Source organism: Microbispora sp. H11081 (assembly GCF_012999535.1).
In the GTDB taxonomy this organism is placed as follows: domain Bacteria; phylum Actinomycetota; class Actinomycetes; order Streptosporangiales; family Streptosporangiaceae; genus Microbispora.
This window is the reverse complement of the sequence record NZ_JABBWV010000004.1, coordinates 407,253-426,916: the sequence shown is the minus strand read 5'-3', so window position 1 is coordinate 426,916 and position 19,664 is coordinate 407,253. Positions and strand designations below refer to the sequence as shown.

The 19,664-nt window shown below is 71.8% G+C and carries 18 protein-coding genes; 6 read left to right on the top strand and 12 right to left on the bottom strand.

Annotation, left to right across the window (positions count from 1 at the left end):
• Nucleotides 1-13: 13 nt before the first annotated feature.
• Entirely contained in the window at nucleotides 14-1,105 is a 1,092-nt protein-coding gene (locus tag HHX31_RS14280) for a cysteine--tRNA ligase (RefSeq protein ID WP_169948729.1), read from the top strand.
• Between the two features lie 477 nt (nucleotides 1,106-1,582).
• The gene (locus HHX31_RS14275; protein ID WP_211589664.1) at nucleotides 1,583-3,616 is read left to right on the top strand and encodes a DUF222 domain-containing protein; all 2,034 of its coding nucleotides are present in this window, start codon (nucleotides 1,583-1,585) and stop codon (nucleotides 3,614-3,616) included.
• A gap of 317 nt (nucleotides 3,617-3,933) precedes the next feature.
• Here HHX31_RS14275 and rraA read toward each other — a convergent pair whose 3' ends face one another.
• The 5 genes from rraA to mshB all read right to left on the bottom strand — a co-directional run bounded on the left by rraA (nucleotide 3,934) and on the right by mshB (nucleotide 7,473).
• Nucleotides 3,934-4,416, bottom strand: a complete 483-nt coding sequence (gene rraA / locus HHX31_RS14270) for a ribonuclease E activity regulator RraA (RefSeq protein WP_169948727.1) — start codon at nucleotides 4,414-4,416, stop codon at nucleotides 3,934-3,936.
• A 90-nt stretch (nucleotides 4,417-4,506) separates the two neighbouring features.
• The gene (locus tag HHX31_RS14265; protein WP_311931781.1) at nucleotides 4,507-5,442 is read right to left on the bottom strand and encodes an MBL fold metallo-hydrolase; all 936 of its coding nucleotides are present in this window, start codon (nucleotides 5,440-5,442) and stop codon (nucleotides 4,507-4,509) included.
• Between the two features lie 194 nt (nucleotides 5,443-5,636).
• Nucleotides 5,637-6,062, bottom strand: a complete 426-nt coding sequence (locus HHX31_RS14260) for a hypothetical protein (protein ID WP_169948725.1) — start codon at nucleotides 6,060-6,062, stop codon at nucleotides 5,637-5,639.
• Nucleotides 6,063-6,122: 60 nt separating this feature from the next.
• On the bottom strand, nucleotides 6,123-6,557 hold the full coding sequence (locus tag HHX31_RS14255) for a DUF6113 family protein (RefSeq protein ID WP_169948724.1): 435 nt from the start codon (nucleotides 6,555-6,557) through the stop codon (nucleotides 6,123-6,125).
• A 10-nt stretch (nucleotides 6,558-6,567) separates the two neighbouring features.
• On the bottom strand, nucleotides 6,568-7,473 hold the full coding sequence (gene mshB / locus HHX31_RS14250; protein ID WP_169948723.1) for an N-acetyl-1-D-myo-inositol-2-amino-2-deoxy-alpha-D-glucopyranoside deacetylase: 906 nt from the start codon (nucleotides 7,471-7,473) through the stop codon (nucleotides 6,568-6,570).
• A 42-nt stretch (nucleotides 7,474-7,515) separates the two neighbouring features.
• Here mshB and HHX31_RS14245 point away from each other — a divergent pair, with 42 nt between their 5' ends.
• Nucleotides 7,516-9,585 (top strand): DPP IV N-terminal domain-containing protein, encoded by a 2,070-nt coding sequence (locus HHX31_RS14245; RefSeq protein WP_169948722.1) that lies wholly within the window; start codon nucleotides 7,516-7,518, stop codon nucleotides 9,583-9,585.
• Nucleotides 9,586-9,598: 13 nt separating this feature from the next.
• On the opposite strand, the gene HHX31_RS14240 is transcribed toward HHX31_RS14245, so the two are convergent.
• A complete protein-coding gene (locus HHX31_RS14240) occupies nucleotides 9,599-11,347 on the bottom strand; it encodes an ABC transporter ATP-binding protein (protein WP_169948721.1) in 1,749 nt (582 codons plus the stop codon).
• Nucleotides 11,348-11,349: 2 nt separating this feature from the next.
• On the bottom strand, nucleotides 11,350-13,044 hold the full coding sequence (locus tag HHX31_RS14235; RefSeq protein WP_169948720.1) for an ABC transporter ATP-binding protein: 1,695 nt from the start codon (nucleotides 13,042-13,044) through the stop codon (nucleotides 11,350-11,352).
• 99 nt (nucleotides 13,045-13,143) lie between these two features.
• Here HHX31_RS14235 and HHX31_RS14230 point away from each other — a divergent pair, with 99 nt between their 5' ends.
• Together HHX31_RS14230 and HHX31_RS14225 are read left to right on the top strand one after the other, a co-directional pair.
• Nucleotides 13,144-13,377 (top strand): RNA polymerase subunit sigma-70, encoded by a 234-nt coding sequence (locus HHX31_RS14230; protein WP_169948719.1) that lies wholly within the window; start codon nucleotides 13,144-13,146, stop codon nucleotides 13,375-13,377.
• Complete coding sequence (locus HHX31_RS14225; protein ID WP_169948718.1) at nucleotides 13,378-13,935, top strand: Clp protease N-terminal domain-containing protein; 558 nt, start codon at nucleotides 13,378-13,380, stop codon at nucleotides 13,933-13,935.
• 11 nt (nucleotides 13,936-13,946) lie between these two features.
• Here HHX31_RS14225 and HHX31_RS14220 read toward each other — a convergent pair whose 3' ends face one another.
• From HHX31_RS14220 to HHX31_RS14200, 5 genes are all read right to left on the bottom strand, one after another.
• On the bottom strand, nucleotides 13,947-14,297 hold the full coding sequence (locus HHX31_RS14220; RefSeq protein WP_169948717.1) for an STAS domain-containing protein: 351 nt from the start codon (nucleotides 14,295-14,297) through the stop codon (nucleotides 13,947-13,949).
• 128 nt (nucleotides 14,298-14,425) lie between these two features.
• Nucleotides 14,426-14,869 (bottom strand): anti-sigma factor antagonist, encoded by a 444-nt coding sequence (locus tag HHX31_RS14215; RefSeq protein ID WP_169948716.1) that lies wholly within the window; start codon nucleotides 14,867-14,869, stop codon nucleotides 14,426-14,428.
• Nucleotides 14,870-15,023: 154 nt separating this feature from the next.
• Nucleotides 15,024-15,764 (bottom strand): succinate dehydrogenase/fumarate reductase iron-sulfur subunit, encoded by a 741-nt coding sequence (locus HHX31_RS14210; protein WP_169948715.1) that lies wholly within the window; start codon nucleotides 15,762-15,764, stop codon nucleotides 15,024-15,026.
• A complete protein-coding gene (locus tag HHX31_RS14205; protein WP_169948714.1) occupies nucleotides 15,761-17,731 on the bottom strand; it encodes a fumarate reductase/succinate dehydrogenase flavoprotein subunit in 1,971 nt (656 codons plus the stop codon). Before HHX31_RS14205 ends, HHX31_RS14210 begins: the two co-directional genes overlap by 4 nt.
• The gene (locus HHX31_RS14200; RefSeq protein ID WP_311931794.1) at nucleotides 17,728-18,399 is read right to left on the bottom strand and encodes a succinate dehydrogenase cytochrome b subunit; all 672 of its coding nucleotides are present in this window, start codon (nucleotides 18,397-18,399) and stop codon (nucleotides 17,728-17,730) included. The genes HHX31_RS14205 and HHX31_RS14200 overlap by 4 nt, the downstream gene beginning before the upstream one ends.
• A 331-nt stretch (nucleotides 18,400-18,730) precedes the next feature.
• Here HHX31_RS14200 and HHX31_RS14195 point away from each other — a divergent pair, with 331 nt between their 5' ends.
• Complete coding sequence (locus HHX31_RS14195) at nucleotides 18,731-19,657, top strand: LysR substrate-binding domain-containing protein (RefSeq protein WP_169948712.1); 927 nt, start codon at nucleotides 18,731-18,733, stop codon at nucleotides 19,655-19,657.
• Nucleotides 19,658-19,664: the final 7 nt, after the last annotated feature.

Genomic DNA, 19,664 nt, shown 5'->3' with positions numbered 1-19,664 from the left:
ATAGGCTCGGACCATGTTGCGGCTCCACGACACCTTGACCCGGCAGGTCGTGCCTGCCGCCCCCACCGGCGCGCGGACCCTGCGGGTCTACACCTGCACCGCGCACGAGACCGCCGGTCTCGCCGACCTACGCCCCGCCCTGCTCGCCGACCTGGTCCGCCGCGTCGCCGAGCGGTCCGGCCTGCTGGTGCTCGCCTGCCGCAACGTCTCCGACCTCCGTGACGGAGAGGGGGCCTCGCTGGACGCCGACGCGCTCGCGCTCAACATGCGCGCTCCCGACCACTCCCCCAGGACCAGCGAGACCATGGGCCTGGTGGTCGAGCTCATCGGCCGGCTCATCGAGCGCGGCCACGCCTACGCGACCCCCGAGGGTGCGGTGTTCTTCGACGCGGCCTCCTACCCCGCGTACGGCGACATCTCCGGCACGCAGGGCGCGGTGTCCGACTGGCCCCTTTGGGAGCCCCGGAAGGATTCGACGGGCAACGGCGCCGGGGCCGTGTGGCACGCGCCCTGGGGCCGCGGGCTCCCCGGCCGTGACATCGAGTGCTCGGCCACGCCGCTGCGGTTCCTCGGCACACGGTTCGACCTGTACGTGGGCGCGGCCGACCTGTGCTTCCCCCACCACGAGAGGGCGCGGGCGCAGTCGAACGCCGCGACCGGTCAGGAGGCCGCCGCCCGCTGGGCACACTCCGGGCGCCTGCTGTTCGACGGCCGCCCGGCCGGCACCGGCGACGTCATCTCGCTGTCCGGCGTCGCCGCCGCCGGCCTCGACCCCCTCGCCGTACGGCTCGCGTTGCTCCAGCACCATTACCGGCGGCCGGTCGACCTCACATGGGACGCGCTCCGCGCCGCCGACGAGGAACTGCGCCGCCTCCGGCGACGGGTGGCCGAATGGGCGGAATCGCCGAGCCGCCCGATCGACGGCGGTTACGCCGAGCGCGTCCAGCGGGCACTGGACGACGACCTCGACACCCCGGAGGCGCTGCGCCTGCTGCGCGACCTGGAAGCCGACGAGTCGGTCACGCCGGGCTCCAAGTTCGAGACCTTCCTCCACTTCGACCACGTGCTCGCCCTCGACCTGCCCGCCGACATCGGCCGGATCTGACGGCGCAGCCCTCCCCACCTGTCGCTCCAACAAATCGCCTGCTCAGAGGTGTTGGTGGGGCACTGACGTGAAAGAATTCACACAAGAGTTCGAATCACGTTGGGAGGTGCGATGGATCTGTCCGATCTCGATCCTGAGCGCCACCATCGTTCGAATAGCGGAGATGACGGCTGGTGGGATCGGCTGATCGCTGATTCTCCTTTGTGGTCCACGGACGGTTCCCTCGCCCGCGACAAGCCCGTGGACAACGCCGGGGCCCCTGCCGACGAGGCCACCGCCAGCGGGACCACCGCCAGCGGCCCTCCTGGCAGCGGGGCTACGGGCGGTGGGGCCGCCGGAGCTGCCGCACCGGATGGTGCCGGTGGTGCCGGTCCTGCCGATGCCGGTGCCGGTGGTCCTGATGCCGGTGCCGGTGGTTCTACTGAGGCGGGTGCCGGTCGTGGGGGTGATCGGCGGGTTCGGTCGTCGTGGGTGCTGGTGGGGTCGTTGCGGGAGTCGGCGCAGGCACTGGCCTTGGCGCCGGTCCCCGAGACGCCCGAGATCTGCCTGGCCGAGGCCGAGGATCTGCTGTTCGCCCGCGATCGGATCACGTGCGCGCTGGCCGACCGCGTCGGGCGGGTGCATCGGGCGGGGCTGGCCAGACAGCATGGGCATGCCTCCACCCGCAGTTGGTTGCGCACCGCCGGGGGGATGACGGTCGGGGGTGCGGGCCGCCTGCTCACCTTGGGGATTGAGTTGGCGCGGCTGCCCACCGTGCGGGAGATGTTCGCCGCCGGGCGGTTGGCGGCGGGGGTGGTGGAGGCGATCTGCGCCGCCGTTGCCGGGCTCTCGGATGAGCAGGCGGGGTTGGCCGAGCCGATCTTGGTGGAGTTGGCGGGGCGGGCGGGCGCGGCGGAGGTGGCCAAGGCGGGGCGGTATCTGCGGGCGGTGCTGGACCCCGACGGCGAGGAGTGCGACGAGCGGGCCGACTACGCGCGGCGGTCGTTGCGGGTGCGCCCGGGCAAGGGCGGGGGTCTGGAGGGGGAGTTCTATCTGCCGCGTGAGGCGGCGGCCCGGTTGCGGGCGCTGCTGGACGCCTACGCCCGGCCACGGGCGGAGGGCGATGACCGGTCATTGGCAGAGCGTCAGGCGGACGCGTTCATCGCTCTGCTGGAACAGCAGATCACCACCGAGCTTCTGGTGCTGGTCAACGCCGAGTCCCTCCCCACCGACCCTGAGCCGGAAGCAGGCCCCGACCCCGAGCCCGCGTCGGGTAGCGACCCCGACCCCACCAGCGAGCCCACCACGGACCCTGCGGCCGACCCGGCGACGGAGACCGCCGAAGCCCCCGAGCAGGCCGGGACCCTCGAAGACACTCTGGACAACCAGGACAGCGACGGCAGCGGCGACGGCGCGCAGGATGCCGGTGCGGATGAGAGCGACCGGCACGCCGCTGATGCCAACGACATGGACGACACCGAAGACACCGAAGACGCCGAGGACGCCGGGGAGGCCGAGGTCGCGCCGGTCGGCCGGGGAAGCGAGCACACCAGCGCTCCCGGCGAGTACGACACGACCAACGCCGACACCACAGCTGCGAGCACGGACGGCGGCGCGGTTGGCAGTGCGGCTGGCACTGAGTCTGGCGGCTCAGCCGGCCTCCGCGACAGGGAGCACGGCGGCGACGCGACCGACCGCGCGCAGGCGAGGACCGGGCAAAACGAGTCGCGGCAGGAACCACAGCAGAGCGACCAGCGGCACAGCGACCAGGAGCGGAGCAAGCCACAGCAGGACTCGCCGCGCCCGCCGCAGCCGGGTTGGCCCAAGCAGGAGGAGCCGCAGGAGAGCGCGAGGCGTAGGCAAGAGCGGAGATCGCGGGAGTGGCGGTGGAGTGACCGGCGCTCACCTGATCCTCCGGGGGATACCCATGCCCACCACACCCACGCCGGGCCCCGGCCTGCGAGGGAGGTCCCGCATGCGCACAGCAGCAGTCAGCAGAGCAGCGGTGAGCAGGGCAGCGGTCAGACCCCGCGCGGCGAACAGACACCGGGAGCAGCACCGGGGACCTCGCCGGGGGCGTCACGGGGAGCAGGGCCGGGTGCGGGGTTGGGTGTTGGGTTGGGGATGGTGCCGGGGTTGTTGCTGGCGACCGGGCAGGTGCTGCCCGTCACCGGCGTGCACCGGCTGGCCCGCACCTCCACCCTCATGCGGATCGTCATGGACGCCGACGGCCAGGTCCTCGACATGGGCCGCAAAGTCCGCCTCGCCACCCCCGCCCAGCGGCGGGCCATCTTCGCCCGCTACGCCACCTGCTGGATCGACGGCTGCCCGCTCCCCGCCACCATGTGCCAGATCGACCACGCCGACAACTGGAGCACCGGCGGCCTGACCGACCTGAAACTCCTCGGCCCGGCCTGCCAGTTCCACAACCGCGACCGCTACCAACACCCCCACCGCTACACCAGACGCCAAACCGGCAAAGACCGCTGGGCCTTCACCTACCACGGCCGCACCAGGCGGATGCAGGTATAGCGGGACCGGCCGATGAGGAACTAGCTAGGGGCGCGGGGCGCACATCCAGGCTGGAGGAAATCGCCGGACTGGCGGGATTCGCCGGGCTGGAGGGTTCCCAGGCTGGAGGGGTTCCCGGGCTGGAGGGAGCGGAGCGGAAGGGAACGAGGACCGCAGCGAAGGCCCAGCGGAGCGGGCTTCGCGAGGACCGGAGGTTCCTTCCAGCGCAGTGACCGACCCGGCCAAGCACCATGACCAACCTAGCCAAGCACCATGACCAACCCGGCCAAGCACCATGCCGACCCGACCGAGGACCCGGATGAAGCGCGAGAGGCAGCTCAGATGGTGAGGTGGTGGTCGCTGACGAGGATGCCGTCCTCGTCGGCGAAGAGCCAATGGCCCGGAGTGAAGGTCACATCCCCGAAGGTCACCGGGACGTCGAGTTCCCCGGTGCCGGTCTTCGCGCTCTTGCGGGGATTGGAACCGAGCGCCTTGATCCCGAGGTCGAGCGTGGACAGGGCGGCCGTGTCCCGCACGGCGCCGTTGATCACTACGCCGGCCCAGTGGTTCTCCAGGGCGGAGGCGGCGATCATGTCGCCGAGCAGCGCCGTGCGGAGTGATCCGCCGCCGTCGACCACCAGGACGCGTCCCGCGCCCGGCGTCGCGAGCACCTGCTTCACGAGCGCGTTGTCCTCCAGGCAGCGGATGGTCGAGATCTGACCGGAGAATCGCGCGCAGGCACCGTACGAGCGGAACTGGGTCACGCAACTGCGCAGCGCGTCGCCGTGGGCGTCGTAGAGATCAGCGGTCGCGAAACTCATGCCCGCATTGTGCCAAGGGGTCGTCCGGCACTGCCCACGCCCCGCCGGAAGCGCACGCCGAGAGCGTGCCCCGCCGAAAGCGTCCTACCGTCACGGCAGCGTACGGCTCTCGCCGATGGCGAGATCCCACAGGTCAGCGGGGTCGAGGCCGCGCGACTCCCATACGGCGCGAGCCTGGCGTACGGGCTCCAGCAGCGGCTCGCCGGACAGCACGAACGTGCCCCAGTGCATGGTGGCCATCCGCCGCGCGCCGACGTCGAGGCAGGCCTGGACGGCCTCGGTGGGGTCGACGTGCGAGACCTTCATGAACCAGCGCGGCTCGTAGGCCCCGACCGGCATCAGGGCGAGGTCGATGCCGGGATAACGCTCACCGATCTGGGCGAACCGCTCCCCGTAGGCCGTGTCACCGGCGAAGTAGACGCGGTGGTCCGGGGAGGTGAGCACCCATCCGCCCCACAGGGTGCGGCAGGTGTCCCACAGCGTACGGCGGCTCCAGTGGTGGGCGGGGACGAAGTCGAACGTCACGTCGCCGAGACGGGCCGACTCCCACCAGTCCAGTTCGGTCACGTGGCGGAAGCCCCGCCGCCGGAACCATCCCGCGAGCCTGGCCGGCACGAAGACGGCCGTGTCCCTCGGCAGGCGGCGGATCGTGGGCGCGTCCAGGTGGTCGTAGTGGTTGTGGCTGATCACGATCGCGTCGATCTTGGGCAGGTCGGACCAGGCTACGCCGGGAGGGGTCAGCCGCTGGCGCACGCCGGGGATCTTGCGGGACCATACCGGGTCGGTCAGCACGGTCAGCCCGCCGATCTGCAGGACGAACGTGGCATGGCCGACCCAGGTCGCCACGGTCTCGGTGGCGGCGGCGCGGGGCAGACCGACACGGCGTACGGGAATCTGGTCGCTGTCGCCGATGTCGGGCCGCAGTTGCCCGTGCCACATGACGCTCGTGACCTCGCGGAAGTCCGGGAGGGGGGCGGTTAGCCGGTCGGCGAAGCTGGACGGCCACCGGCGGGGACTTTTCGCCACATCCGGCACCGGAATGGGCAGAACCGGAGAAACAGCAGAAGCGTTAACAGAAGGAACGGGAGAAACGGGAGATTCAGCGCTTTCCGGCTGGATAGTTTGTGACATGGGGAACTCCCTTCCGCTCTCCATGATCCCCACAGGGCCGGAAATATTCCTCCTGCGACCGGCGGATTCCACGTGCGCCGCCTCCACCCTCAGACGGAACGCGACCTCCTCCACCGTGGGTGCACCCGGGGATATCCGCCGTCGTCGAGACCGGCCATCCGTTCGAAGAGGTTCCACGAGGCCGGGTGGCCGCAGAGGACGTACGAGACAGCCGAGGCGAGCACGTACAAAACGAGCATCGGCAGGCCGACGCAGTACGCGTACTGGGTGGCGTGACGGGACTCGTGGTCGAGCAGGCAGCCGGTGAGATAACCATCCCCGTGCTTGGTCAGGACCACGTTGCCCACGGTGAACGCCCCCGCGACGGGAAAGGGGATGCGGTAGCCGTGGGCGTAGACGAGGCCACGCTCCCCTCTTCTGGTGCGGGCCCGGCCGAGCCGCGCGATCAGCAGCCCGAGGGGCGTGGAGAGGTTCAGGTAGTTGACGACCTGCCGGATCCGGTGCGAGCGCCGCATGTCCCCAGGATCGGCGACAGGTCGCGCCCGGACAAGCACGCCGGCCTCACACGGCCGGTCTCAGACACGGCCGTACGACCTCAGCAGCCACGAACCGCTGGAGCGGGTGACGACCACGGCCGCCGCGACGGCGACGGCGCCGCCGTACAAGTACCAGTAGCCGGCCGAGTTGCCCGCGACGGCGAGATCTCCGGCCGGCTGCGGCGTGGCCAGCAGGAACGACACGAGGAGCCAGCCGGCGGCGGGGACGAGCGCGCCCAGCTTGCCGCCCGTCAGCCTGCCCATGGCGTACGGCACGGCGAACAGCACCGCCAGCCAGGCGATCGCGGCGATCGGCACCTGCCCGACGTACCACCCGTGCTGGAAGCCGCCGACGACGCCGAGCACCACGCCGAGCAGGAAGAGCACACCGTACGCCGCACCGGTCACGGCCCCGGACAGCGGGCCCGGGGTGTTCTCGGTGGGTTCGACGCCGATCTGCGTCTCCTGGGTCATATCACCCAACCTAGCCGATGCCGGCGAACAGGTCGGTCTCCCGGTCGTACGGCTCGCCCAGGCCGCCGACCTCGGGCGGAGCGCCGATGCCGGGCCGCCCGGGGACCCCCGCCCGCAGGATGAAGTGCTCGACCCCGAGTGCCTGCTGGCCGATGTCGTTGGACAGCGCGAACCATGGCGCGTCCACGGCGATCTGGGTCGCGTGCGCCCGCATCGCGTCGAGCTTGGCCTCCACGTACGGCCGGGCGTCGATCTCTGTCGTCACGTCCTCGTCCGCGCATTGCGGCATGTCATCGGCCGACTCCGGCACCCAGAAGCCGATGCCGGCCTCGCGCATGGTCTCGATCGTCCGCCGCAGCACCGACTTCGGCATGGCGGTGAGGTAGAACTTGGCGATCCGCCACGGCTCCCCGCCGGGGAACGCGGGGTCCGCGGCCAGCTCGAAGGCCCGCCAGGCCACGCGGTGGGCCTGGATGTGGTCGGGATGGCCGTAGAAGCCGTTCTCGTCGTACGTGACGAGGACCTGGGGCCTGACCTCGCGGATCACCGCGACCAGCTCGCCGGCGGCCTCGTCGAGATCGGCCTGCCAGAAGCAGCCGGGATGGTCGTTGGTCGCGGCGCCCATCATGCCCGAGTCGCGCCAGCGGCCGGCCCCACCGAGGAACCGCTGGTCGGTGACGCCGAGCGCCTTGCACGCGGCGGCCAGTTCGCCGACGCGGTAGGGGCCGAGCTCGTCGTCCCTGTCGGCCGCGAGGTGGGCGAGCTCCGCGGGGATGACCTCGCCCTCCTCGCCCAGCGTGCAGGTCACGAGTGTCACGTGCGCGCCTTCGGCGGCGTACTTCGCCATGGTCGCCCCGGTGCCGATCGTCTCGTCGTCGGGGTGGGCGTGCACGAGCAGCAGGCGGCGGTCAGTCATGCCTCTGAGGGTAGTGCCACCGTGCTGGCAGGATGAGGAGCTATGACGGAGAGCTTCCCACGGCTGCATGCCAGGACCCGGCGCTTCACCCTCGGAGTGCCGCGCAACTTCACGATCTCCCCTGACGGCGGTCGGGTGACCTTCCTCAGGACGAGGTCGGGCACCGATCCGGTCACCTGCCTGTGGGAGCTGGACGTCGCGTCCGGAGCCGAGCGGCTCGTCGTCGATCCCCTCACCCTGGGCGCCGGTGACGAGGACCTGCCGCCGGAGGAGCGCGCCCGCCGCGAGCGGTCGCGGGAGTCGGCGGGCGGCGTGGTTGCGTACGCCACGGACCGCGAGGTCCGGCGGGCCGTCTTCGCGCTGTCCGGCGACCTCTACCTGACCGACCTCGCGTCGGGCGAGGCGCGGCGGCTCCCGGCGGCCGGGCCGGTGATCGACCCCCGGCTCGACCCCGCCGGCGAGCGGGTCGCGTACGTCACGGGCGGTGCGCTGCACGTCCTGGACATCGCGACCGGCGCTGACAGCACGCTTGCGGAGCCGGAAGGCGACCAGATCACCTACGGCCTGGCGGAGTTCGTCGCGGCCGAGGAGATGGACCGGATGCGCGGCTACTGGTGGTCGCCCTCGGGGGACCGCCTGCTCGTGGCCCGGGTGGACGAGTCTCCGGTCGGGCTCTGGCACATCGCCGACCCGGCCAACCCCTCCAGGGAACCTGTCCCCCAGCGGTATCCCGCCGCGGGCACGGCCAACGCCGAGGTCACGCTGCACGTCATCGGCCTGGACGGCACGCGTACGGCGGTGCCGTTCGAGCAGGAGTACCTGGTGACCGCGCTCTGGGACTCCCACGGTCTCGCGATCGTCACGCTGTCTCGGGACCAGCGGAGCATGCGCCTGCTGTCCGTCGACCCCGGCACGGGTGAGACGACGCTCCTGCGCGAGGACACCGATCCCGCCTGGGTGGACATCGTCCCCGGCGTCCCGGCCCGCCTGTCGGACGGCACCCTGGTGTGGGCCGCCGACTCCGAAGGCGGTCACCGCCTCGTGGTCGGCGACGAGCCGGTCACCCCGCGGTCGCTGCAGGTCAGGGCGGTGCTCGACGTCGACGGCGACACGGTGCTCTTCTCCGCGAGCGGCGAGCCCACCGAGATCCACCTGTGGACCTACTCGGCGGGCGCCATCAGCCCGGTGACCACCGAGCCGGGCGTCCACTCCGGCCGGCGGGCGGGCGGCTTGACGCTCGTGGCCCGGCAGAGCCTCGACACCGAGGGCATGGCGGTGTCGGCCGGGCAGGTCTCCATCAGGTCGGTCGCGGAGCGGCCCGGCCTTGAGCCGCGCGTGTCGCTCGTCCGCGCGGGCTCGCGCGAGCTGTCCACGGCGGTCCTGCTGCCCTCGTGGCACGTGCCAGGCTCGGGCCCGCTGCCCGTCCTGATGGACCCGTACGGCGGGCCGCACGCCCAGCGGGTGCTGTCGGCCCGGCGGATGTTCCTGGAGTCCCAGTGGTGGGCCGAGCAGGGCTTCGCGGTCGTGGTGGCCGACGGACGGGGCACGCCGGGGCACGGCCCGGCCTTCGAGCGCGAGATGCTGCACGACTTCACGATCTCGCTGGAGGACCAGGTGGACGCCCTGCAGGGCGTGGCGGCCCTGCATCCGGGCGACCTCGACCTGTCGCGGGTGGCGATCCGGGGTTGGTCGTTCGGCGGCTATCTCGCCGCGCTCGCGGTGCTGCGCCGCCCGGACGTGTTCCACGCCGCCGTGGCGGGCGCGCCGGTCACCGACTGGCGGCTGTACGACACCTGCTACACCGAGCGCTACCTCGGCCACCCGGACGAGGGGCACTACGAGCGCTCGTCCCTCCTTGAGGACGCGGCGAAGAGCACCGAGAGGAGCACGGAGAAGCTGGAGCGCCCGCTGCTGCTGATCCACGGCCTGGCGGACGACAACGTGGTCGCGGCGCACACGCTGCGGCTGTCGTCGGCCCTGCTCGCGGCCGGCCGCCCGCACACCGTGCTCCCCCTGTCGGGCGTCACCCACATGACCCCGCAGGAGGTCGTCGCGGAGAACCTGCTGCTCCTGCAGCTCGACTTCCTCAGGAAATCGCTCGACCTGGGCTGAGACCCGGGCTGAGTCAGCGGGCGGCGCCGTGCCAGCTGTCCCACAGCGCGGCATAGGCGCCGCCCGCCGCCACCAGCTCGTCATGGGAGCCCAGCTCGCTGATCCTGCCGTCCTCCACCACGGCCACCCGGTCGGCGTCGTGCGCCGTGTGCAGCCGGTGCGCGATGGCGATCACCGTACGGCCCTCCAGCACGGCGGCGAGCGACCGCTCCAGGTCGCGGGCGGCCCGCGGGTCGATCAGCGAGGTCGCCTCGTCCAGCACGAGCGTGTGCGGGTCGGCCAGCACCAGCCGGGCGAGCGCGAGCTGCTGCGCCTGCGCCGGGGAGATCGCCGCGCCGCCGGAGCCGACGACGGTGTCCAGCGCGCCGTCGAGGGCGGCCACCCAGTCCCAGGCGTCCACGGCCTCCAGCGCCCGTCGCACCTCCGCGTCGGAGGCGTCCGGCCGCGCGATGAGGAGGTTGTCGCGCAGCGTCCCACGGAAGACGTGGTGCTCCTGGGTGACCAGGGCGACGCGCCCGCGCAGCTCGTCGAGCGGCAGCTCGACCAGCGGCACCCCGCCGACCGTGACAGACCCGCTCCCCGGCGCGTGCACCCCGGCGATGAGGCGGCCCAGCGTGGACTTGCCCGCCCCTGAGGGCCCGACCATGGCCAGCCGTTCTCCCGGGCGTACGTCGAGGTCGATGCCGTGCAGCACGTCGTGGCCCGGGCGGTAGGCGTACCGCACGCCGCTGACCTTCAGCTCCTCCCCCACCGGCCGGGCGTCGCCCGCGTGGCGGTCGTCGGGCACGTTGGCCACGCCCAGCAGGCGGGCCATCGAGGCCCCGCCGACCTGGAGCTCGTCCACCCACGAAAGCAGCCGGTCGAGCGGGTCGATGAGCTGCTGGACGTAGAGCGTGGCCGTGGTCACCTGGGCCACCGTCACCCAGCCCTCGATGGAGAACAGCCCGCCGAGGCACAGGGTGGCCGCGACCGGGATCACGTAGCCGAACTCGACCGCGGGGAACCACACCATCCGCAGGCCCAGGGTGTACCGCTCGGCGGCGTACGACCGGGCGATGTCCCGGTCCGTACGGGCCAGGCGGCGGCCCTCCAGCCCCAGCGCCTCGACGGTGCGCGCGCCGTCGACGGTCTCCGCCAGCCCTTCGGTCATGTCGGCGTACGCCGCGTTCTCCCGCAGATAGCCGTCCCTGGCCCGCTTGAGGTACCAGCGGGTGGCCCCCCACAGCAGCGGCACGGCGACGAGCGAGGGCACGGCCATGACCGGGCCGACGAGGACCACGGCGCCCACGACGAAGGCGCCGGTCACGACCGCGATCAGCGTCTCGGGCACGGCGTGGCGCACGCTGCGCGACAACGCGTCCACGTCCCTGGAGGTGCGGGTGAGGAGGTCGCCGGAGCCGGCCCGCTCGACCGTCGAGAGCGGCATCGCGAGCACCCGGCCGACGAACTCCTCGCGCAGCTCGGCCAGCACCTTCTCGCCCAGGCGCGACGACGCGTAGACGGCGAACCTGATCAGCACTCCCTGCGCGACCACGAAACCGGCGATGGCCAGCGCGACGGTGTCCACGCGCAGATCGGCCCTGCCCTGGGCGAGGCCCTCCACCAGCTCGCCGAGCATGCGGGGGGCGAACAGGCCGGCGACCGCCGCGAGCGCGTGCAGGGCGAGAGCCAGGCCGAGCTCGCGCGGATACTTCAACGTCAGCCGCCGCGCGTAGGCGCGCACCTGCGCCTGGTCGGCGACCGGCAGGATCTCGCGGGCCATGCTCAGTCCTCCCCTCGGGTCACGGTGGAGCGATAACCGGGCTCCGCCTCCAGCAGCGCCGCGTGGGCGCCCTCCGCCCGCACCACGCCGCCCTCGACGTACAGCACGTGGTCGGCCTGGTCGAGCACGAGCGGGCTGGTCGTGCAGACCAGGGTCGCGCGGCCCGCCCGCGCCTTGCCGAGCCGTTCGGCGACGCGTGCCTCCGTGTGCGCGTCGACGGCGCTGGTGGGCTCGACCAGGATGAGGATCTCCGGGTCGGCGAGCAGCGCGCGGACCAGCCGGAGCCGTTGCCGCTGGCCGCCGGAGAACTCGCTGCCCGCCTCGGCGACGTGCGCGTCCAGGCCCTCGGGCAGCGCCGCCACGATGTCCTCGGCGCACGCGGCGTACAGCGCCTGGCGGATCTCCTCGTCGCCGGCCGTGCCCCGCACGTCCAGCTCGTCGCGCAGCCGTCCCGTGAACAGCCGCGCGCCGTTGTCCGCGACCAGGATGTGCCGCCTGATCTCGGCGAGCGGCAGTTCGGCCAGCGGCCGGCCGCCGAGCGTGACGCGGCCGGGGGCGAACCCGCCGAGGCGGTCGGCGACGGCGACGGCGTCCTCCGGCGTGGCCGCCGCGAGCGCGGTGAACCGGCCGGGCCGGACCTCGGCGCCCGACTCGGCGTCGCGGAGCATGCCATCCCCCACGCTGAAACGGCCGTCACCGCCGGTGATCTCGGGCTCCAGCGACAGGATGCGGCAGACGCGGCGCGCCGCCACGTGCCCCTTGGTGAGCTTGTCGGCGGTCTCGGTCAGCGTGCGCAGGGGTGCGATCAGGAAGACCGCGTAGCCGTAGAACGCGACGAGCTGACCCGCGGTGATGCGGCCCTCCAGGGCGAAGTGCGCGCCGAGCCAGGTCACGCCGGCGATCAGCACGCCGGGCAGCAGGGTCTGGGCGCCCTCCAGCAGGGACTCCATCGAGGCGACCCGCACGCCCGCGTGCCGTACGCGCTGCGACTCCTCGCGGTAACGGTCGGCGAAGACCTGCTCGCCGCCGACGCCGCGCAGCACCCGCAGGCCGGCCACGATGTCGCCCGCGCGGGTGGCCAGGTCGCCCTGCAGGTCGCGCTGCTCGTGCTGGCGCCGGTGCAGCGGCTTGAGCAGGGGGCCCACGGCGGCCGCCATCAGCGGCACCCCGACCAGCACGACCATGCCGAGCGGAGCCGAGGTGGCGACGAGGATCACGGTGACCGCGATGACGGCGACCCCCGCGCCCACACCTCTCAGGAGGACGTCCATGGCGCTGCCGATGTGGGCGATGTCGGAGTTGCCCACGCTGACGACCTCGCCGGTCGACAGTCGCTTCGGCAGGGTCGCCCCGAGCCTGGCCGCCTGCCTCACGGTCACCTGTACGGTGCGGTACGCCGCCGACAGCCAGACGAAGACGGCGTAGCGGTGGCGCAGGACGCCCGCGACCGCCTGCACCACGCCGAGGCCGAGCACCACCGCCGACCACTCCACCAGCGTGCCCGTGTCGCGCTGGGTCATCGCGTCGATCGCCCGGCCCAGGGCCGCCGGCACGAGCGCCTGTCCCAGCCACCACAGCACCGCCAGGCCGACTCCGGCCACCATCGGGGCGGCCTGGCCGCGCGCCACCCACCACAGGTAGCGGAGCGGCCCGCGGGCGTCGGGCGTGCCGGGATCGGCGACAGGAAGAGAGCGCATGGTCGTTCCAGGCTCGCAATCACGCAGGTCGCCCGGCAAATGGTTTTCCCGCGTCAACCAAGGTTGACATCGCCCCCGGCGTCAACCTATGTTGACAGCATGAGTGATACGGCACAGCTGGCGAGCGACGCCGGCAGCCGCGATCCAGCCGTCGGCCTGCGGGCCGTACGCGCCCTGCGGCTCCTGGTGGAACGGCTCGAAGCGCTGCAGGTGGAGAACGCCCGCACCGCCGGGTGGTCGTGGCAGGAGATCGCGCTCCTGCTCGGGGTGTCCCGGCAGGCGGTGCACAAGAAGTACGCGAGCGGCCGAGGACTGCTGAGACGGGAGAAGTAGATGTTCGAACGGTTCACCGAAGACGCGCGGCAGATCGTCACGCACGCCGAGGAGCAGGCCAGGCGGCTGCGGCACCGGCAGGTGGGCACCGAGCATCTGCTGCTCGGCCTGCTGAGCCGCCCGGAGACGCTGTCCGCCCGGCTCCTCATGGCGCGGGACGTCGATCACGAGCGGGTGCTGGCGAAGATCGTCCAGATCCTCGGCGACGCCACGGGCGGGGACATCGACGCCGAGGCCCTGGAGACGATCGGCATCGACCTGTCGGCCGTGCGGGAGAAGATCGAGGAGGTCTTCGGGGTCGGGGCGCTCGACCGTGGGCCACACCGCAACCGCCGGGGGGCCCTCCTCAGCGGACGCCGCGCCCCGTTCAGCCCCGATGCCAAGAAGACGCTCGAACTCGCACTGCGCGAGGCCCTCGCGCTGAAGAGCAGGGACATCCGCGACGGCCACATCCTCCTCGGCCTCATCCGGGAGGGCGAAAGCCTGGGCGCGCGCATCCTCGTCGGCGCCGGGGTCGACCTGCCCGCGCTCCGGGCGGAGGTCAGGAACGCCCTCTGACCCGGCCGGGGTCAGTCGTCCAGCGCCGCCAGGGCGTCGGGGAGCGTCTCGTAGATGGGGAACGCGGCGTGCAGCCCGGTCACCGTGAGAATCCTCCGGAAGACGCCCCGGACGCCGGCGAGCTTCATGAACCCGCCCGCCTCGACCGCGCGGTCGTGCGACTCCAGCAGCAGCCGCAGGCCCATGGAGTCGCAGAAGGTCAGCTCGGAGGCGTCCAGCACCAGCCGGGTGACGCCCTCGTCCGCCAGCTTGCCCAAGACGGCGCGCAGCCGCTCGCCGGAGATCACGTCAAGCTCGCCGGTCAGGGTGACGAGAGCATGTGTCGCCTCATGGCTCACCGTGACGCCAAGTCTCGTCGTCATTCCCTGTCCTCGGTCCGAGGATCCCCCTACGGAAGATCTACAGAGAAGTTACACCTCTAATTACCCCGGCAGGAGAGGAGAGGCAAGGCAATCCGGCTTCGAGGACCGGTGACGCGATCCCGGGCGGCTCAGCGATCGCCGGCGGTCTCGTACAGACCGCCCGAGCCGGCGTCGGAGTCGCCGGGCTTGGGGCGGCGCGGACCGGCGTCCGCGGCCTGGCTGAGCGCTTCGGCGACCGTGTCGTGCCGCTCGAAGACGTTGCGCAGCCCGGTGATCGTGAGCACCCGGTGCAGCACGCCCTGCACGCCGCTGAGGATCAGCCGGACGTTCATGGCCTGGCCCCGCTGCAACGCGGAGATGAGCTCGCTCAGGCCGCGCGAGTCGCAGAACATGATCCCGGCGACGTCGATCACCAGGACGGATGCCTCCGGCGACTCCCAGACCCGCTGCAACTCGTCGTGGAGCAGGTGCACGGTGCCGGCGTCGAGGTCCCCTTCCACGCGCACGACGACGGCGGCGCCGTGGACCGCGGACGCGACCTTCAGAGTGGAACGAGAACCGGACACAGGCATGCTCACTCCCTCGCCTGCGGGATCAGGGCAGGCGTGTTACGCCAACACAGAGCACACGTTACCCGGGAGGAGGGGGGATTATGTCGCCGAGAAGGCATGAGCCGTGCGAGCCGCGCGGCTCATGCGCTCCCGGGACGCGGACGTTACGCCGACATTATTTGGACGCGGCCTTGAGATAGTCGGCGTTCATCTGGGCGATCGTGTCGAACGGGATGCCCTTGGGGCACACCGCCGTGCACTCGCCCGTGTTGGTGCAGCCGCCGAAGCCCTCCGCGTCCATCTGCTCGACCATCGCGCGGGCGCGGGACTCGCGCTCCGGCTGGCCCTGCGGCAGCAGGCCCAGGTGGGTGATCTTCGCCGCGGTGAACAGCGAGGCCGAGCCGTTGGGGCAGGCCGCGACGCACGCGCCGCAGCCGATGCAGGTCGCGGCGTCAAAGGCGGCGTCGGCGTCGGCCTTCGGCACCGGTACGGAGTGCGCCTCGGGGGCGGACCCCGCGGGGACGGAGATGAAGCCGCCCGCCTGGATGATCCGGTCGAACGCCGACCTGTTCACGACGAGGTCCTTGACCACCGGGAACGCCGCGGACCGCCACGGCTCGATGGTGACGACGTCGCCGTCCTTGAAGTGCCGCATGTGCAGCTGGCAGGTCGTGGTGAGCTTCTGCTCGCCGTGCGCGACGCCGTTGATGACCATGCCGCACATGCCGCAGATGCCCTCGCGGCAGTCGTGGTCGAAGGCGACCGGGTCGTCGCCCTCCAGGATGAGCCGCTCGTTCAGCACGTCGAGCATTTCCAGGAACGACATGTCCGGCGAGACGTCTTCGACCCGGTAGGTCACCATCCGTCCCTTGTCCGACGAGCCGTTCTGCCGCCAGATCTTGAGGGTCAGGTTCACTTGTAGCTCCGCTGGGTCATCTTGACGTACTCGTAGTCGAGCGCTTCCTTGTGCAGGACCGGGCCGTCCGGGGTCCACTCCCACGCGGCGACGTAGGAGAAGTTCTCGTCGTCGCGCAGCGCCTCGCCGTCCGCGTCCTGCGACTCGGCCCGGAAGTGGCCGCCGCACGACTCCGTACGGTGCAGCGCGTCGATGCACATCAGCTCGGCGAGCTCGAAGAAGTCGGCCACCCGGCCGGCGCGTTCGAGCGCCTGGTTGAGCCCCTCGGCGTCGCCCGGCACCTTGACGTTGTTCCAGAACTCCTCGCGCAGCTCCGGGATGCGCTCCAGCGCCTTGCGCAGCGACTCCTCGGTGCGCTCCATGCCGCAGTAGTCCCACATGATCCGGCCGAGCTCGCGGTGGTAGGAGTCCGCGGTGCGGTTGCCGTTCACGGACAGGAGCTTGTCGATCCTGTCCTGGACCGCCTTCCTGGCCTCCGTGACGTCGCCCTCGTCCACCGGCCCGAACGAGCCGGCTCCCGCGAGGTAGTCGCCGAGCGTCGTCGGCAGCACGAAGTAGCCGTCCGCCAGGCCCTGCATGAGCGCCGAGGCGCCCAGGCGGTTGGCGCCGTGGTCGGAGAAGTTGGCCTCGCCGATGACGAACAGCCCGGGGATCGTCGACTGCAGGTCGTAGTCCACCCACAGGCCGCCCATCGTGTAGTGGACGGCCGGGTAGATGCGCATCGGCACCTCGTACGGGTTCTCGCCGGTGATGCGCTCGTACATCTCGAAGAGGTTGCCGTACTTCTTCTCGACCGCGTCGCGGCCCAGCCGCGAGATGGCGTCGGCGAAGTCGAGATAGACGCCGAGGCCGCCGGGGCCCACGCCGCGGCCCTCGTCGCAGACGTTCTTGGCGGCGCGGCTGGCGATGTCGCGCGGGACGAGGTTGCCGAACGCCGGGTAGATGCGCTCCAGGTAGTAGTCGCGCTCGTCCTCGGGGATGGCGCCGGGGGCGCGGCTGTCGCCCTTGCGCTTCGGCACCCACACGCGGCCGTCGTTGCGCAGCGACTCCGACATCAGCGTCAGCTTCGACTGGTGGTCGCCGCTCTGCGGGATGCAGGTCGGGTGGATCTGCGTGTAGCAGGGGTTGCCGAAGTAGGCGCCCTTCTTGTGCGCCCGCCAGATGGCCGTGGTGTTGCAGCCCTTGGCGTTCGTCGACAGGAAGAACACGTTGCCGTAGCCGCCGCTGGCGAGCACGACGGCGTCGGCGAGGTGGGTCTCGATCTCGCCGGTGACCATGTCGCGGACCACGACGCCCCGGGCCCGGCCGCCGCTGACGATGAGTTCGAGCATCTCGTGGCGGGTGTGGACCTCCACGTTCCCCGCCGCGACCTGCCGCTCCAGGGCCTGGTACGCGCCGAGCAGGAGCTGCTGGCCCGTCTGGCCCCGGGCGTAGAAGGTCCGCGACACCTGGGTGCCGCCGAAGGAGCGGGTGTCGAGCAGGCCGCCGTACTCCCGGGCGAACGGCACCCCCTGCGCCACCGCCTGGTCGATGATGTTCACGCTGACCTGGGCGAGGCGGTAGACGTTCGACTCGCGGGCGCGGTAGTCGCCGCCCTTCACCGTGTCGTAGAACAGCCGGTAGACGCTGTCGCCGTCGCCGCGGTAGTTCTTGGCGGCGTTGATGCCGCCCTGGGCGGCGATCGAGTGGGCCCTGCGGGGCGAGTCCTGGTAGCAGAACGACTTGACCTTGTAGCCCAGCTCGCCCAGCGTGGCCGCGGCGGAGCCGCCGGCCAGGCCGGTGCCGACCACGATGACGGTCAGCTTGCGCTTGTTGACCGGGTTGACCAGCTTGGCCGAGAAACGACGCTTGTCCCAGCGGTCCTCGATGGGACCCTCCGGCGCCTTGGTGTCGCGGATGGGCTCGCCGACCCGGTAGGGCCCGGCGACGACCGGCGCGGTGTCCTTGTCGCGGCGTCGGAACTTCACTTGACCACTCCGATCATGATGCAGATGGGCGCGACGACGAACCCGAGCACCAGCACCGCGGAGACCGCGGCGGCGCCCGTCTGCAGCGCGCCGCGTGAGCGGGGGTGGCGGGTCAGGCCGAGCGACTGGAACGCGCTCCACAGACCGTGGCGCAGGTGCAGGCCGATCATCACCATGGCGACCAGGTAGAACGCCGTGACCCACCAGCGGTCGGGCTGGAAGCCGGCCACCATCCGGTCGTACGGCGTGGCGTCGCCGCCCTTGGGGTTGACCGCGCCGAACGTCATGTCCAGCAGGTGCCAGACCACGAACAGCACGATGATCACGCCGCCGTACCGCATGGTCTGCGTGGCGTAGCCCTTGGCCTGCGACTTCCGCTTGGCCGCGTACTTGACGGGCCTCGCCTTGGCCGCCCGGCGGGCGAGCGACACGGCCGCCCACATGTGCAGAACGACGCAGAGCGCGAGCACGATCTCGGTGATCGTCAGAAGGGTCCGGTTCGGCAGCGCGGGCGACCCCGCGGTGCGCAACCACTCGGCATAGTGGTTGAAGGAGTCGGCCCCCATGAAGACCTTGAGGTTGCCCAGCATGTGGGCGATCAGGAAGAGCACGAGGGCGGCACCGGTGACGGCCATGACGGCCTTCCTACCGGCCGAGGTGCCGAGCACACCGCGGCGGCCGGCCGTGCGCGGCCCCGCCCCGGCGGGCTTGCGAGGTGCGTCGTTCACGGGAACCGGCGCGGTCGCCGAGCCCCTGTCCACAGAGGGGGGGTCCACAGAGTGGTCAACAGTGGCAGTCACATAGACAGACGCTAGGTTCGCGGTTTTCAGGCGTCCAAGTCATGGGGGGCGTGGTTTCGATAGCCGACGGCTATGCGCTCTGTCCTGTACGGCTTTCCAAGGGCCGAAGGTCACATCCTGTGCGACGAAACTCACACGCGCGCCCCGGTGCGGGACCCGCATCGGCCCGGCTCCGGCGATAGTCCTAGGCTATTGAGCCGTGCAGCTCCAGCAACTGGCCTACTTCACGGCCGTGGCAGAGACGCGGCACTTCACCCAGGCCGCCGAGCGGATGCGGGTCGCTCAGCCGTCGCTGAGCAAGCAGATCAAGAGCCTCGAAACCGAGCTGGGCGCGCCGCTGTTCAGCCGGGCGCGGGGCAATGTCACGCTCACCCCCGCGGGTGAGGCGCTGCTCCCGCTCGCCCGGCGCATGCTCGCCGACGCCGAGACCGCCCGGCGCGAGGTCGCGGAGCTGGCGGGGCTGCGGCGCGGGCGGGTGCGCCTCGGCGCGACCCCGTCGCTGTGCGCCGGGCTGCTGGCCGACGTGCTGGCCCGCTTCCACCACGACTACCCCGGGGTGGAGCTTCAGGTCGAGGAGGGCGGATCCCGCGACCTCGTCCGCGACCTCGCCCGCGGCCAGCTCGACCTGGCGCTGATCATCCTCCCGCTGCAGAGCAGCGACCCGTCCCTGGTCACCCAGAACATCCTGAGCGAGAACCTCGTCGTGGCCTCGAGGTCGGCCGAAGGGCGCAGGTCGTACCTGCGGATCGAGGACCTGCGCGGACGGCCCCTGGTCATGTTCCGGCGGGGCTACGACGTGCGGGAGGCTACGCTGGCGGCCTGCCGGCAGGCGGGCTTCGAGCCGCGCTTCGCCGTGGAGGGCGGCGAGATGGACGCGGTGCTGCGGTTCGTCGAGGCGGGGCTCGGCATCGCGGTCGTACCCTCGATGGTGCTGGAGAACCGGCCGGGGCTGACGGGCACGCCGCTGCTGCCCCGGCTGCGCCGTACGGTCGCCCTCGCCCACCGCAAGGACGTGGAGCCCACCCGGGCCGCGCAGGCCTTCCGCGGCACGCTGTTGTCGTTCCTCGGCGAAGCGGCACGTGATGGGACGCTTCCCCAGGGAATAGAGGCGCTCGTAGATGTCTGAGCCCTGC